This is a genomic window from Allobosea sp., assembly GCF_030695125.1.
Lineage (GTDB): Bacteria > Pseudomonadota > Alphaproteobacteria > Rhizobiales > Beijerinckiaceae > Allobosea.
This window is the reverse complement of the sequence record NZ_JAUYTP010000016.1, coordinates 325,328-340,176: the sequence shown is the minus strand read 5'-3', so window position 1 is coordinate 340,176 and position 14,849 is coordinate 325,328. Positions and strand designations below refer to the sequence as shown.

Sequence of the window (14,849 nt, the reverse complement as noted above, 5' to 3'; positions counted from 1 at the left end):
CGCTTGGCGCAGCATCGCTGTAAGCCTGAGGCGCGACCAATACCGCAGTAGCGGCGGCCGTCTCCGGCGGGCGGCGCCGACCCACTGACCCGTTGCAGACTTTCGTTTCGCCGGTGACGGCAACATTCTCGTCGTCAGCAAGGACAAGTTCAGCTCGCAGGATATGGTCATCCGCTACGTCGTCACAGACAACGGCGACTCTTATGGCGTCGGCATTTCGACGATCGGGAGCGACGATCCCACCGAACTCTGGGAGAAGCTTCAGCCGGGCTGCCAGTATCATATCCGCTATGTCGATCAGAGCCGTTATCCCTATCCTCGCGCGAGGGGGATGAGCGGGCTTTCGATAGCCGGCGCCACAAAGCTGGATTGCCCGGGCCTGCGAACCGAACCGGCGAGACCGGCGCCGTCGGCCCAGGAGCTTCTCGACAAGATCATGGGCGGACAGAAAGCGCCTCCGCCCTAGAGCGCCCTGCTTTCACATGGACGCATGTCCTGCGCTTGGAAGGTGATTTGCGCATTCTTCCGGCCAGGCGAGGTGGAGCAGGTCGTCGAGCTTGAACTGAGGTTCGAGCCACGCCGTGATTCCGGGGCGGGCCCTCAAAACCGCCAGATCAGCGGCACGTAGAACACCGCCATGACGAAGAACCAGATCATCAGCGGCAGGCCAAGCTTCCAGTAATCGCCGAAGGCGTAGCCGCCCGGGCCCATCACCATCAGGTTGGTCGAGGTCGCGATCGGGGTCATGAAGGAGGCCGAGCCGGCGATGCACAGGCTCATCAGGATCGGCCGGGGCGAGACGCCCATGCTGGCTGCGGCGGCCATCGCGATCGGGATCACCAGCATGGTGGTGGCGGTGTTGCTCATGATCTGGCCGAGGCAGGCGGTGAGCAGGAACAGGCCGGCGAGGAAGACCGTCGGCCCGCCGCCACCGGTCAGCGCCACGAGCTGGCGCGCGACGAGATCGGCCGCACCCGACTGCACCATCGCGATCGAGAGCGGCATCATCGCGCCGATCAGGATGATCGTGGTCCAGTGGATGGCGCGATAGGCCTCCTCGACCGAGAGGATGCCGGCGCCGATCAGCGCCAACGCGCAGATGAGCGCGGCGACCGCGGGCGGCACGAAGCCGGTCGCCAGCAGCAGGACCAACGCCCCGAGCGCGGCCAGCGCGACGCCGGCGCCCGCCCCCATCGGCACGGCCTGGCGGCGCACGAGATCGGGCGAATTGACGACTAGCACATCGGCATCCGCCAGCCGCAGGTCGAGCGCCTTCCAGCTGCCCTTGAGCAGCACCGTGTCGCCGGCCCGCAGAAGCGGGTCCGCCGGATCGAGATCGACGCCGCCGCGCTGGACCGCGAGCACGATCAGATCGCCGCCTTCGGTGGTCATGCCGGGATGCACCGCCTTGCCGATGAAGGCCGAGCGCGGCGGGATCACGACCTCGGCCAGCCCCGTGCTGCGGTTGAGCAGCGCACCGGCCGCGTCACCGTCGTCAGTCTCGTCGCGCGGCGCGAGATGCGAGGCCGCGCAGAGCCGAGCCACCGCCCCCGCCTCGCCCTTGACCAGGAGGTAGTCGCCCTCGCGGATCGGCTGGTCCCCGCGCGCGATGCCCGATGGTCCGGCCTGAACGCTGACGAGGTCGATCGTACCCTCCTGCTGCGACAAGGCCAGTGCGGCCGGAAGCGTCCCAATCAGGTCGGAACTCGCCCGCACCCGCAGATGGAAGAAGCCGTCGGTGAGCCCGTAATGCTCGACCAGGGTCTGCGCGTGCTGGCTGAAATCGGCGGGCAGTCGCGCATTGCCCTGCGCCGGCAGCAGGCGCTTGCCGAGCAGCAGGATGATCAGCATCGTGCCCGCCAGCAGCGGCAGGCCGACGAGCGCGAATTCGGCGAAACCGAAGCCGGGCAGGCCGTTGTCCTCGAGCGCCTCGGAAACCAGGATGTTCTTGGGTGCGCCGGTCAGCAGGATGTTGGCGCCGGCATGGGCCGAGAAGGCGAGCGGCATCAGCAGCAGCGTCGGCGATTGCCGCAGCCGGATCGCCGCGAGCACCACGACCGGCATCAGCGCCGCGACCGCGCCGCCGCCGCTGATCAGCGCGGTGAGCGCGCCGGCGGCGGCCATGATGATGACGAGCAGGCGGTTCGTGCTCTCGCCGGCCTTCGCGATCAGGATCTGCCCGGCCCAGGCGGTGACGCCGGTCTTGTCCAGCGCGGCGCTCACGATGAACAGGCTGGCGACGAACATCACCGCGCGGTCGCCGAAGCCGGCCATCGCTTGTTCCAGCGTGACGACGCCCAGCGCCCAGAGCGACAGCGCCGCCCCGATCGCGACCACCACCACCGGCAGCCGGTTCCAGGCGAAGAACGCGATCGTCACCGCAACGACGAGGGCTGTGCTTTCGATCGCGTTCACGGAAGCGCGTCCAGGGCTTTGATGCGGGATTCCGGGCTGCCAGTCATCATCATGCCGCCATCAGGAAGCCGCCGCCAAGCCAGATGACGAGTGCCAGCAGCACGAGCCCGGCCGCGGGCCAGAGCCGCAGTTGCCCGTCGAGCCGTTCGATCGCGGCCGGCAGGCGGGCGAGACGCGGGGCCTGCCGCTCCGCCAGCACCAGAATGTCGCCCTCCGGCACGCGGTCGGCCAGCCCGGCGAAGCGGTTCGCGGCGATGAAGACCACGACGCCCAGCATCATCGGCCAGACGAGCTTCCAGAGTGAAGGGAGGCTCCAGGCGCTGGCGAGCGCGCCGCCCGACAGGGCGGGATAAAGCCACCAGGGGATGAGGAGCGATGCGGCGGCGATGGCGAGCCACGGCAGGGTTTCGCCCGGCGGGGCGCTCGATGGCGGATTGTCGGCCGTCTCGCTGACCATGACGGCGATGAAATGAAGCATCAGCATCGTGCTGCCGGCCGCCGCGAGCGAGACCGCGATGCTGAGCAGGCCGTAACCCAGCATCGGCTTGACCGCGAGCTTGGCGAGCGCGCCGCTGGTCAGGGGCAGGCCGGCGAGGCTGAACGCCAGAAGCGCCGTCAGCAGCAGCACGGGCCACCGGCGCGACCCGCCCGAGGCGAAGGCGACGCCGACGGCGAGGAACAGTCCGCCTTTCACCAGCGTGTGATGCACGCCGTAATAGGCCGCCAGACCCGGCGCAGACGCATCGCCCGCCGCCAGCCCGGCGCCGAGGATGGCCGCGACGAGGCCCATCTGGCTGACGGTCGAATAGGCCAGGATCGTCTTGGGGCGCCGCTGCGCCACGCCGAGCGCCGCGCCGCCATAGGCCGTCAGGATGCCTGCTATGGCGAGCACTGCGCCCCAGGCCGGCAGCGGGGCCTCGAACGGCAGGAAGCGGATCAGCCCGATGACGCCGGCCTTGACCAACACGCCGCTGAGCACCGCCGAGGCCGGCATCGGCGCGGCCGGATGGGCGAGCGGCAGCCAGACATGCAGCGGGATCAGCCCCATCTTGAGGGCGAAGCCCAGCATCAGCAGCGCGATGATTCCGTCGCGCATCGGCGAGCCCGGCAGCGCCGCCACCGCATCGCGGATCAGCGGGTTGGGATCGGGCTGTCCGGCCGCGAGCATGACGAAGGCGAAGAGCAGGAAGGCCTCGCCCAGCAGCGCCAGCACCATGTAGACGAGGCCGGCCCGCCTGGCTGCGTCGGTCTGCTCATGCGCGACCAGCCCATAGGCCGAGAGGCTCGCCAGCGTGAACAGCAGGTAGAATCCGGCGATGTCGGCGACGATGAGGACGCCGAGGCTGCCCGCCAGCGTCAGCAGCCACCAGACGCAGAACCCCGTCAGCCCCGGCTTGCCGCGCAGATAGGAGGCGGCATAGGCCCCCGCCGCGCTCCAGAGCAGCGCCGCGCCGCCGAGCAGGATCGCACCGGGCGGGTCGAGCGCCAGCGCCATCCGGAACGGCACCGGGAAGGCGATGGCCGTGCCGGCCGGCAGGAGCCCGGCCGCCAGCAGGGCCGGCATGGGCGCGAGCCAGAGCAGCCCCGGCATGCGTGTCCGGACGGCGCGCGACAGGCAGGCGGCCGCCAGCGCCAGCGGCGCGAGGAGCGCGGTGGCCAGCAGCAGGCCGGCGGCGCTGGTTGCGAAACTCATGGCGACACCGCCAGGGCGCTATCGGGCCTGCCGATCTGCAGCAGGCCGACGGGCTCGAGCGGCAGGAAGCCGAGCGCCACGGCCAGGATCGCCAGTACCAGCGGTATGAGCTCGAGCCGCAGCGGGATCGGCTTGCGCAGCAACAGCGGTTCGGCAGGCGTCGCGAGAGCCCTGTCCATGACGCGGAAGACATAACCGCCGGCAAGCAGCCCGCCGGCCAGAATCGTCAGGGCGAGCCAGAGATGCCCGCCGATGGCGGCGGCCGTCAGGAGCAGGCATTTCGCGATGAAGCCGCCGCTCGGCGGGATGCCCATCAGCGATAGACCCGCCAACCCGAAGGTCGTGGCCGTCAGCGGCAGGACACGCCCGAAGCCACCGAGATCGCGGATGCGGTCATGCCCGACGGCTTCAGCGACGATGCCCGCCGCCATGAACATCGCCGCCTTGGCCAGCGCATGCGAGGTCAGCTGCAGCGCCCCGCCGGTCCAGGCGATGGTGCCCCAGGGCGCGGTCCCGTCGCCAACTCCCGCGAGTGGAAAGACGATGAACAGATAGCCGATCTGCGCCACGGTCGAATAGGCGATCATCAGCTTCAGCCGCTCCTGCCGCAGCGCCATGACGCTGCAGAACAGGATCGAGGCCGCGCCGAGCACCGCCAGCACCTGCCCCGCGACGGCGGCCGCCCCCGGCGGGGCGATGTCCGCGACCAGCCGCAGGATCAGGAACACCGGCGCCTTGATCACCAGCGCCGAGAGAACCGCGCTGGCGGCAGCCGGCGCCCCGGCATGGGCCGGCGGCAGCCACAGATGCAGAGGAAACAGCGCTGCCTTGGCGAGCAGGCCGGGGATCATCAGCGCCAGCGCGATCGCCATCGCCGGGCCGTGATGGCTCGCGCTCGCGATCAGCCGGATGTCGAGCGTGCCATAGGCGCCGTAGAGCAGGCCGGCGCCGAGCAGATAGAGCATCGAGCCGAGCAGCGCGAACATCAGGTAGCGCAGGGCTGCGGCCATGGTCTCGCCGCGCCCGTCGAGGCAGACCAGCGGCACGGCGGCGAAGGTCAGGAGTTCGAGCGCGACATAGAGGTTGAACAGGTCCTGCGAGACGAAGACGAGGTTGAGACCGCTCCACAGCCCCATCAGCAAAATCCAGAAGCTCGTCGCCAGGCGCCCGTCGGCGGTTGCGAGGTCGAGCCCGAACAGCTCGCGCGCGAACAGACCCGTCGCCGCCATGACGACGGCGGTGACCGCCAGCATCATCACCGACAGCCCATCGGCGCGCAGCGCGATGCCGAGCGGCGGCTGCCAGTTGCCGAGCACATAGATCAGGGCGGTCTGGCTGCGCACCAGCTGGAGGCCGGTGGCGAGCGCCACAACGAGGCCGAGCGCCAGCGCGATCAGCGCCACCAGACGGGTGTGGCGCTGGCCAATCACGAGCATCACGAGTGCGGCCGCCGCGGGCAGCATGACGGCCAGCACCAGCAGCAGGCCACCCGGTGTCGCGGCATAGGCCGGCGTCATGCGTCGCTCCGCGGCGGCGTCGCCGGCGTCGTGGCGTCGAGCGATGCGCTCCCGGTCAGCGACGCCAGACGCCGCAGCAGCGCGACCGCCAGGGCGGTCGCGGCGAAGGCGACGACGATGCCGGTGATCACCATGGCCTGCGGCACCGGATCGCCGCCGAGCCCCATCGCCGCCCCGCGGCGCGCGACCGCCCCGAAGACGAGGAAGATGCCCGCGCCGAGGATGTTGAAGCCGATGATCCGGCGCAGCAGATCGGGATGGCTGACGATGCAGAACAGCCCGATGCCGACGAGCGCGGCGCCGCACAGGCCAAACAGCGACGCCGATGTCAGGGCCAGCGCGCTCATGATGCGGGCGCTTTGTCCGGCGGGCCGGCCACGAGCAGGGCGAGCGTGCCCGCGATCGACAGCGTCAGCGCCGCCTCGATGCCGACGATCAGCGGCTTGGCGATGGCCTCGGGATAGGACAGGAACCCTTGCGCGGCCGCGACGCCGAGGAAGCCGACCAGCACGAACAGCGCCGGCCCGCCCGCGAGCATCACCCGCAGCGCTCTCGCCTGCGTCGGTGGCGCCGGGCGCAGGCCGGCCAGCATCACGAGCAGCGCCATCGCGGCCAGGATCGTGCCGGCCTGGAAGGTGCCGCCGGGCAGATCCGCGCCGACCCAGACCTGATAGACCGCGATCAGCACGCCGAAGGGCGGCAGCACCCGCGCCAGAAAGACCAGCGGCTCCGGGATGATCGCCGGGCGCAGCTGCGAGGCCCCGCCCCAGGCGCCGTCGCGGCTCAGCGACCAGACGCCGACGAGCGCGAGGATCAGCACGATCTTCTCCAGCAGCGTGTCGATGGCGCGATAGGCCAGCAGCACGGCGGTGACGGGATTGCCGAGCCCCGTCGTCTCCAGCGACGCGACCGCCTGATGCGCGAGGCTCGGCGCTGGCCGGGGAAAGGCGAGCACGACCGCGCCCAGCGCCAGGGTGACGAGGCCGCAGGCGATCGCCGGGGCGAGCCAGCGCCGCGGCTCGGCCCGGGCCCTCGCCTCGGGAGGGATTTCGCGCGCGAGATGGGCGTGGGCGCGCAGCAGGAGCATGCCGGTCAGGCCGCCGCCGATCGCGGCCTCGGTCAGCGCGACATCGACCGAGGCCAGCCGCGCCCAGCCGATGCCGAGCAGCAGGCCGAAGGCGATGAAAGCCAGGATCGCGCCGCGGCTGTCGCGGGTGACGACGACATGCAGCGCCAGCGCGATCAACCCGGCGACCAGCGCGATGTCGAAGACGAGGCTCATGCCTGCGGCTTCCGGCGGGCGGCGATGCCGGCGATCAGCTGGCTCGCGGTCGCGGCCGAGAGCTGCGCCAGAAGCCAGATGCAGACGAGCTTGACCCCACCCATCAGGCTTGTCTGCAGCGGCAGCAGTCCGAGCACGATCAGGCCGAGACCCAGATTGTCGGCCTTGCTCAGCGCGTGCAGGCGACTGAGCGTATCGGGAAAGCGCAGCAGCCCCAGCGTTCCCGCCAGGAACAGGATGGCGCCGGCGACGACGCAGACCAGCGTGAAGACGTCAGAGAGCTCCATCACGCGGGCTCGTCCGGTTTCGCGGCGTCTCCGGGGGGCTCGCCCTCCCCCAGCGTGAAGGCCGCGCAGGAGAAGGCCGACAGCAGGACCAGCAGCAAGGCGACATCGGCCAGCGCCGGCTGCGCCGTGGCCGCGCCGAGCAGGAGCAGCGTGGCGGCGCCGCCGGTGCCCAGCAACTGCACCGCCATCAGCTTTTCGATCGCGATCGCGGAGCGCAGCACGATCGCCAGCCCGGCGGCGCTGGCCAGCAAGACGAAGAGGGCGATGAGGGTCAGGCTCTCAGGCACCGGAGCGATCTCCCGGCAGGATGCGCAGGAAGGCCGCCTCGTCGGCAGCGAGTTCGGCCGCGACGGGTGCGTCGCTGTCCAGGCAATGCACACGCATCTCGCCGCTCGCCGCGCAGGACACAGGCAGCTTGCCCGGCTGGAGGCTCATCACCGCGCAGAGCGCGCCCTGCGCCATTCCTGATCGCAGGCCGGCGCGGTAGGTCACGATGCCCGGCGTCATCGCGATGCGCCGGGCGAAGGCGCGCCTGGCGACGTCGAGCCCCGCCACAACCGCCTGCGGCAGGAAGCGCAGGACGAAACGCAGCAGTCCCGTCGGCGACAGCCGGCTCTCCGGCGGCCAGAGCGGGATGCTGGCCCAAGTCGCCGCCGCCGCCGCGATGAGGCCGACTGGCCAATCCTTGGAGGCCGCGCCGATCAGGACGAGCCAGAGCCCAAAGAAGAGCAGGCCTCGTCCCAGCAAGCTGGGCCATGAGAGGGTCTGGCGCGGTGATGCCGGCGCGGTCATGACGACAAGAACCTGTCGGCCGGCGCGCAGCGCTGCGATTCAGGCCTGCGCGAGCGGCGAGCCGAAGACGAGGCGCGAAGACAATTGGGCGCTCCACTGTACGAAGACGATTTTTGTCTTTGCGTCTTCATGGAAAAACGCGATCTCTTGCCTGATTGCGCAGTATCATCTTGCATTTCGCTCTGCCGTCAGGCTAGCATCCGGGGTTCGGGCGAGCATCTGCCGCCTGTCTCAGTTCTGTGCCCGCCGTCCCATTTTCGGGTGGGCCTTTTCGGGTCGCATCGATGGTTGCTGAGTGTCGTCTGGAAGCGCCCGCCCTCTTGCCGGGCAGCGGCACGGATCGTGCCAGGCCTTGCGCAGCGGCGCCCGGCCGATGCTGATCGAACCGCGCCGCGGCGACGCCGAGGACGACGCCAGCAGCACCAAGACGCATTCGCTGCTCGCCATCGCCGGGACGCTGCTGGGCGAGATCAACCTGCCCAAGCTCGCCCTGGCCTGGATCATCCTGGCGCTGGTGCCCGGTATTCTGCTCGGCGTCGCGCCGCTGGTGGTCACCGCCTGGTATGACGACGTAGCCGACCGTATCCTGGCGCTGGCCGGCATCGGGCCGTTCCTCCTGCTGGGACTTGTCGCCGCGATCGGCTGGTTTGGCCTGCGGCCGCTGCTGCGGGCCGTCGAGCGCAGCTTCTGGTCGCTGATCTCGCTGGCCGTCCAGCCCGGCTATGTGCTCGCCCGCGAGGGGCTGCGCCATCTCGCCGAGCGCTTTCTCTCCGTGGATGCGAGCGAGGACAGCCGCGCGCGGTTGCGGGGGCTGACAGCCTTCGCCGCGGGTGCCGGTGCTGCGCTCGTCGCGTTGGCGATCACGGCGTCCGTCTGGCCGGCGACGCGCTGGTCCGGCGAGGTCGCCGATCTCGCCTACCCCTTGCGGCTGGTGCGGCCGGCGCTGGCCAACACCATCGCCGTGATGAGCGTCTATTTCGCCGGGGCCGCGCTACTCTGGGGCATTGCCGACGGAACGATGAGCCAGCCGCGCGGGATCGGGAAATTCGACGAGGCCGCCTCATCCGACAGGATCTGGCGGGTGGCGCATCTGTCGGACATCCATGTCGTCGGCGAGCGCTATGGCTTTCGCATCGAGAGCGGCCGGGCCGGGCCGCGCGGCAATGATCGCCTGCACCTCGCACTGGAGCGGCTGGCCGCAATCCATGCCACCACGCCGCTCGATCTCGTGCTGATCACCGGCGACATGACCGATGCCGGCCGCTCGGCCGAATGGGGCGAGTTCCTCGACGCGCTCGCCCGCCATCCCGACCTCGCGGCGCTGACGCTGATCCTGCCCGGCAACCACGACGTCAACATCGTCGACCGGGCCAATCCGGCGCGGCTCGAATTGCCTGGCAGCCCCGGAAAACGCCTGCGCCAGATGCGGACGCTGTCGGTGACGGAAGCCGTGCAGGGCGCGCGCGTCCATGTCGTCGACAAGACGGCCGGCCAGATCGGCCAGACGCTCTCGGAGCGGCTGGCCCCGCATCGTGCCGCGATCGCGGCCTTCGCCGATGCGGGGGGCCTGCGCCTGTCGCGGGGGCTGTCGGCGATCTGGGAGGCGTCCTTCCCGATGGTGCTGCCGCCGGCCGAACCGGACGGGCTCGGCGTCGTGCTGCTGAACTCGAATGCGGAAACGCATTTCTCCTTCACCAACGCGCTCGGTCTCGTCGCGGAGGAGGACATGCAGGCGATGCTGGCGGCGGTGGCGCAATATCCCCGTGCCCGCTTCATCGTGGCGCTGCATCACCACCCGGTCGAGTATCCGCAGCAGGCCAAGGCCTTCTCCGAGCGGATCGGCACCGCGCTGATCAATGGCAGCCGCTTCGTGCGGCTGCTGAAGCCGCAGGCGCACCGGCTCGTCGCGATGCATGGCCACCGTCATATCGACTGGATCGGCCGATGCGGCCCGCTGCGCATCGTCTCGGCGCCCTCCCCGGTGATGGAGGCGACGAATGACGAGCCGACCGCCTTCTACATCCACCGGCTGGGTGCGCGCGCGGATGGCGGGCTGGCGCTGATGGCGCCGGAGCGGGTCGAGATCAGGCCCGCGCTCGGCGCTTGAAGCGATCCCTTCGTCATTGCGAGCGCAGCGAAGCAATCCAGAAGGGCTCGCTCGACGTCCTCTGGATTGCGTCGCTGCGCTCGCAATGACGAGGGGGCTGAGCGTAGGCGTCCCTCAAACCTTGACGACGTCGTTGGCCGGGATCGGTTCGGGCGCGCCCGAACCGAACAGCTCCGCCACCCAGAGGCTCGCCGGATGCTGGGCGCAGAAGGTCAAGAGCGCGATGGTGAGGGGCACGCCGATGAAGGCGCCGAACACGCCCCAGAGATAGGCCCAGAAGAACACCGAGAACAAAACCAGCGTCGGTGACATCGAGAGCGCGCTGCCGGCGACGCGGGGCTCGATATAGCTGCCGACGATGAACTGGATCAGGTTCAGGCAGGCGAAGACCGCGACCACCGCCTGCCAGGAGCCGAACTGTGTCATGGCGAACAGCGTCGGGAAGACGGTCGCCACCAGCGGTCCGAGGAATGGGATGTAGTTCAGCGAGAAGGCGATGAAGCCCCATTCCGCCGCCAGCGGCAGGCCCACGGCCGTGGCGAAGCCCCAGACCAGCACGCCGGTGATCAGGCTCATCACGGTCCGCACCAGCATGTAGCGATGCAGCTTGGCGGCGGTCTGCGTGCTGCCGCGCAGCAGCACGTCGCCGACAAGGCGGTTGCGCATGCCCTTGAGCTTGCGGCCGAAATCCTCGACCTCGAGCAGGCCGAGGATGACATAGACCAGCACCACCAGCCAGAAGCTCATCGTGGTGTTGAGACGGCCGCTGATCGTCTGCGCCATGCGCAACATCCAGGCGACGTTGAAGTTCTCCGCCCAGAGCCCGGTCACGGCGATGCCATGGCCTTCGAGCCAGAGAGCCGCCTGGTCGTAGAGCTGCTGGAACCGCGTGGCATCGGCCGCGATCCAGCGCCCGACGCGGCCGAAGGCCCAGACGATCAGCGAGCCGAAGGCGAAGAAGGCGAGCACCATCACCACGATGCTGATCGCCAGCGCCAGCATGCGCGGCAGGAAGCCCTGCAGGCTGCGCTGCAGCGGCCAGACCAGCGCGATGATGAACAGCGCGAACGCGACGGGTGCGAAGACGGAGCTGGCGACGGACAAGGCCGCGACCACGAGGATGATCGCGATCAGAACCTGCGCGCCCTGGTGAATCCTGCCGCTGGTCATTCGTGGTCCTGTCGGTTGCTGCCCGCGCGGAGCTTGGGCGAAAGAGCTGCGCCGTCATCCCGGACGCAGCGAAGCGAAGATCCAGGATCCATTCCGGAGCATTGATCGGAGAGGTTCGGGAATGGATCCCGGGTCTCCCTCCGGTCGCCCGGGATGACCGGCGCGGTTATCCCGAAGATCAAGCGGTTGAGGGGGGTCACACGCCCTGCGTCAGTTCGTCGAGATCGAGTGTCGAGCGCTGGCCGAGATCGTCCTTGTGCGCTCTGTAGAAGGCTTCCGCCGACTGCCGCCCCTCCGCCCGCAGCATGGTCAGGAACTCCCATTCCGCGTTGAGCTTCGAGGAATAGCCGAGCTCCGCCATCCTGTCGCTGGTGACCCGGTGGATCCGCATCCCGGCCCAGCGCGCGCCCTCGCGATCCCGGGGGTTGGCGCTGTTGCGCAGCAGCGCCATCATCCTGAGTTCCTTGAGCAGGACGCTGTTGAAGGAGACCTCGTTGAGGCGGTTGAGGATGTCGCGGGCGGTGGTCGGCGTGCCCGGCCGCTCGACCGGGTTGATCTGGACCAGGATGGTGTCGAGTGCATCGCTCTCCTGGATCAGCGGCGTCATCGTCGGGTTGCCGGAATAACCGCCGTCCCAATAGCCGTCGCCGTCGATCTCGATCGCCTGGAAGAGCGTCGGCAGGCAGGCCGAGGCGAGCAGCACCTGCGGCGTGATCTCGGCGTTGCGGAAGACCCGGCCGCGGCCGGTGCGGACATTGGTGGCGGTGACGAAGAGCTTGATCGGGCCAGCCGCCAGCGCCTCGAAATCGATCACCTCGGCCAGGATGTCGGCCAGCGGGTTCGCCCCGCCGGGATTGAGGCTGTAGGGCGAGACCACGCGGGACATCATGTCCATCGCGACGAAGAGCGGCGAGTTGTCGAGCGTCCAGCGCCCCAGCAGGACATCGAGCGGGCTGCGCTGGAACGGGCTGAAGCGGGCGGCGTCCGAGGTCTTGCGCCAGAAGGCCTCCAGCGCCTGCCGCGCGCCCTCGCGGCCGGCCTTGGCGAAGCCGGAGGCCAGCACGGCGGCGTTCATCGCGCCGGCCGATGTGCCGGAGATCGCGCTGATCGTCAGCCAGTCTTCCTCGAGGATGCGGTCGAGCACACCCCACGTGAAGGCGCCATGCGCGCCGCCGCCCTGCAGCGCCAGATCGATCACCAGCGGCTGTCGCGCCGCCCGGGCTCCCTCGGTCCCTGCCGCCGTCTTTGCTGCCGTCTTCGCCGTCCTGCTCACCCGCACCCCCTCGCCACCTTGCGTCCCGGCCCGATCATGGCGATTTCACCAGCCCGGAAAAGCCCGCCACCGCCAGCAGGCTCAGCGCCCAGCCGACGATCGCCTGAAGATAGAAATAGCTGATCGCGACCCGCCCGTGACGGCCCACCGGATCGGGCCGCCAGAAGGATTTCTGCCCGAGATCGAGCACGGGCAACAGCGTGTCGAGCGAATAGAACCACGGGTTGAACTCCGGATAGCTCGACGCCTCGCCCTGCTCGCGATAGCAGGCGAGCTGCGTCTGGCCCGGCGCGGCGCGCCCCTGCGTGGCTTGCGGCGGCGCGCCGAGCAGCCTTTGCTGGGTGCGTTCGACACCGCAGAGCGTCCATTCCGGCGCGCGCAGCACGACCGCGCTGTTGGGCTTGAAGGCGCCGGCCCGCTCCGCCATCCCGAAGATGCCGACGCCGACGAGCCAGAACAGGATCAGCCAGACGAAGGCGAGCAGCGGCTGGCGGCCATAGACCAGCGTGGCGGCGAGGAAGCCGTCGGTCAGCGTCAGCGCGGCGCGCCAGAGCGGGCTCTTCGCCCGCGCCCGCCGCGCGCGTCGCTGCAGCCGCTCCTTGACGATGAGGACGGCGCGGGCATCCTCGCCATGGCCCATCTCGCGAAAGACCGCGGCGAGCTGCTCATAGGGTTGGGGCCAGAAATCCTCGCCCCAGCGTTCGGGGGTCTGTCGCGAGAGCCAGTCGAGCCGGCTCGCCGCATCCACGGGCGCGGCGATGAAGGCGCCGTAGCGGCAGCGGTTGAGCAGCAGGTCACCGGCCGCCGGCCAGGACGCCACCTCGTCATGGATGGTGCCGATCGAGGCGCCGGTCATCGACAGCGCGCCCGCGACGGAGGCTTCGCCGCGCAGGAAGAAGGCGCCCTTGATGGCGCAGCGGCTGATGTCCAGCGCCATCGCGCCGGCATGGGTCAGCGCCGCGCCGCTGGCATCGAGATCGCCGCCGATCACCGAGGCCACGAGCCTGACCTCACCATCCGCCCGGGCCTTGCGCAGAACGACGCTGCCGCCGATCTCGGTTTCCGTGCCATCGACTGCGAGGCTTTCGACGCCCTCGATGACCACACCCGAGCAGTCTAGATCGGCCGCGATCCGCGCGCCGGCGATGGCGAGGCCGCCTCGCAGCGTCGCCCCTCTGAGCAGAAGGTTGCGCAGCTCGATCGCTCCGGCGTCGATCGCATGGCCGCCGGCGACGCGAAACGTCGCGCCGTCGCACTCGAAGTTTCCGCCGAAGCGCGACTGCGCCACGTTGATCTCGCCCGTTACCTGCGCGCCGCGCAGATAGACCCCTCCGCGCGCCTCCAGCCGTTCGGCCTCGAGACCGGGCAGAGACGAACCGTCCAGAAACAGGCGGTTGATGATCGCCGCGCGCAGGATCGGCGTCGCCTCGAAATGGCAGTCGATCAGGCCGATGTCGCGGAAGACATGGCAGGCTTCGAGATCGAGGGTATCGACGATCCAGGCGCCGGTGATGCGGACGCCCTTTTCATGCGGCCGGCAACCCGGTTCGCCGCCGAGCATGAGGAACCGCAGGAAGGCGGCTCTGACGACCCGGCTCGGGTCCGGCGCGGTGGGCCGGCTGCCGTCACCGAGGCGGTCATAGGTGCCGCTGAGCAGGCGGGCGACGACCTCCTCCTCGGCCGGCAGAAGCGGCTGGAAGTCGGCGAGCCTGGCGGTCGCGAGCGCCCATTGCGCCCGCTCCGCCATCGGGCCGCCCACCCCGGGCGCGATCATGTCGTTGCCGGCGTCACCGTCTCGCCGGGGGCCGCGGCGGCGAGCGCCTCGCGCAGTGCCGCTTCCTTGGTCTCGTCGAAGGAGGTGCTCATCAGCGTGCCGCCGCTGCCGCGCAGATCGGCCAGGACCTTGTCGGTCGTCATCTTGCGGATCAGCAGGAACAGCCCGGCCGTGCTCGGCTGCAGCGCGGCGGCCGCATCCTTCATGAACTGGTCGTTGATGCCGACATCGGTCAGCTTGCCGCCCAGCGCGCCGGAGGCCGCGCCCAGCGCCGTGCCCAGCAGCGGCGCCATGAAGATGAAGCCGATCAGCGTGCCCCAGAGCGCGCCCGAGGCCGCGCCGGTCGTCGTCAGGTTGATCAGCTGGTTGAGCTTGATCTGGCCGGCCTGGTCCTTGACCACGACGACGGCGTCGCCGAGCTCGATCAGATATTCGCGCTGCATCGCCAGGATCTTCTGGCGGACCTCCTCGGCCTTCTGCTCGGTCGGGAAGGCGATGAAGACCAGATCGCTCATGGGAGATGTCCTTCGGTTGAACGG

Annotated in this window: 14 protein-coding genes; 2 read left to right on the top strand and 12 right to left on the bottom strand. The window is 69.8% G+C overall.

Annotated features, from left to right (window positions below):
* Window positions 1–163 precede the first annotated feature (163 nt).
* Window positions 164–466: a hypothetical protein gene (locus Q8S38_RS04870; protein ID WP_305679291.1), complete on the top strand. Its 303-nt coding sequence runs from the start codon at window positions 164–166 to the stop codon at window positions 464–466.
* A 134-nt stretch (window positions 467–600) separates the two neighbouring features.
* Here Q8S38_RS04870 and Q8S38_RS04865 read toward each other — a convergent pair whose 3' ends face one another.
* The 8 genes from Q8S38_RS04865 to Q8S38_RS04830 are packed head-to-tail and all read right to left on the bottom strand — an operon-like array spanning window position 601 to window position 7,986.
* The gene (locus tag Q8S38_RS04865; RefSeq protein ID WP_305679290.1) at window positions 601–2,415 is read right to left on the bottom strand and encodes an SLC13 family permease; all 1,815 of its coding nucleotides are present in this window, start codon (window positions 2,413–2,415) and stop codon (window positions 601–603) included.
* Window positions 2,416–2,464: 49 nt separating this feature from the next.
* Window positions 2,465–4,108, bottom strand: coding sequence for a complex I subunit 5 family protein (locus Q8S38_RS04860; protein ID WP_305679289.1), 1,644 nt, complete (start codon window positions 4,106–4,108; stop codon window positions 2,465–2,467).
* Window positions 4,105–5,625, bottom strand: coding sequence for a complex I subunit 5 family protein (locus tag Q8S38_RS04855; RefSeq protein WP_305679288.1), 1,521 nt, complete (start codon window positions 5,623–5,625; stop codon window positions 4,105–4,107). The genes Q8S38_RS04860 and Q8S38_RS04855 overlap by 4 nt, the downstream gene beginning before the upstream one ends.
* Window positions 5,622–5,972, bottom strand: coding sequence for an NADH-quinone oxidoreductase subunit K (locus tag Q8S38_RS04850; protein WP_305679287.1), 351 nt, complete (start codon window positions 5,970–5,972; stop codon window positions 5,622–5,624). Before Q8S38_RS04850 ends, Q8S38_RS04855 begins: the two co-directional genes overlap by 4 nt.
* Window positions 5,969–6,907 (bottom strand): hydrogenase subunit MbhD domain-containing protein, encoded by a 939-nt coding sequence (locus Q8S38_RS04845; protein WP_305679286.1) that lies wholly within the window; start codon window positions 6,905–6,907, stop codon window positions 5,969–5,971. Before Q8S38_RS04845 ends, Q8S38_RS04850 begins: the two co-directional genes overlap by 4 nt.
* On the bottom strand, window positions 6,904–7,194 hold the full coding sequence (locus tag Q8S38_RS04840) for a cation:proton antiporter (protein ID WP_305679285.1): 291 nt from the start codon (window positions 7,192–7,194) through the stop codon (window positions 6,904–6,906). Before Q8S38_RS04840 ends, Q8S38_RS04845 begins: the two co-directional genes overlap by 4 nt.
* Window positions 7,194–7,481 carry a monovalent cation/H+ antiporter complex subunit F gene (locus Q8S38_RS04835; protein WP_305679284.1) on the bottom strand — a complete coding sequence of 96 codons (288 nt, stop codon included), beginning with the start codon at window positions 7,479–7,481 and terminating at the stop codon, window positions 7,194–7,196. The genes Q8S38_RS04840 and Q8S38_RS04835 overlap by 1 nt, the downstream gene beginning before the upstream one ends.
* On the bottom strand, window positions 7,474–7,986 hold the full coding sequence (locus tag Q8S38_RS04830) for a Na+/H+ antiporter subunit E (protein WP_305679283.1): 513 nt from the start codon (window positions 7,984–7,986) through the stop codon (window positions 7,474–7,476). Before Q8S38_RS04830 ends, Q8S38_RS04835 begins: the two co-directional genes overlap by 8 nt.
* 373 nt (window positions 7,987–8,359) lie before the next feature.
* Between Q8S38_RS04830 and Q8S38_RS04825 the strand changes: the two genes are divergently transcribed.
* Window positions 8,360–10,093: a metallophosphoesterase family protein gene (locus Q8S38_RS04825; RefSeq protein WP_305679282.1), complete on the top strand. Its 1,734-nt coding sequence runs from the start codon at window positions 8,360–8,362 to the stop codon at window positions 10,091–10,093.
* Between the two features lie 114 nt (window positions 10,094–10,207).
* Here Q8S38_RS04825 and Q8S38_RS04820 read toward each other — a convergent pair whose 3' ends face one another.
* The 4 genes from Q8S38_RS04820 to Q8S38_RS04805 all read right to left on the bottom strand — a co-directional run bounded on the left by Q8S38_RS04820 (window position 10,208) and on the right by Q8S38_RS04805 (window position 14,825).
* A complete protein-coding gene (locus Q8S38_RS04820) occupies window positions 10,208–11,263 on the bottom strand; it encodes an AI-2E family transporter (RefSeq protein WP_305679281.1) in 1,056 nt (351 codons plus the stop codon).
* Window positions 11,264–11,459: 196 nt separating this feature from the next.
* Window positions 11,460–12,446 (bottom strand): patatin-like phospholipase family protein, encoded by a 987-nt coding sequence (locus tag Q8S38_RS04815; RefSeq protein WP_305679378.1) that lies wholly within the window; start codon window positions 12,444–12,446, stop codon window positions 11,460–11,462.
* 124 nt (window positions 12,447–12,570) lie between these two features.
* A complete protein-coding gene (locus tag Q8S38_RS04810; protein WP_305679280.1) occupies window positions 12,571–14,310 on the bottom strand; it encodes a hypothetical protein in 1,740 nt (579 codons plus the stop codon).
* Entirely contained in the window at window positions 14,307–14,825 is a 519-nt protein-coding gene (locus Q8S38_RS04805) for a DUF1269 domain-containing protein (RefSeq protein ID WP_305679279.1), read from the bottom strand. Before Q8S38_RS04805 ends, Q8S38_RS04810 begins: the two co-directional genes overlap by 4 nt.
* Between the last annotated feature and the right edge of the window lie 24 nt (window positions 14,826–14,849).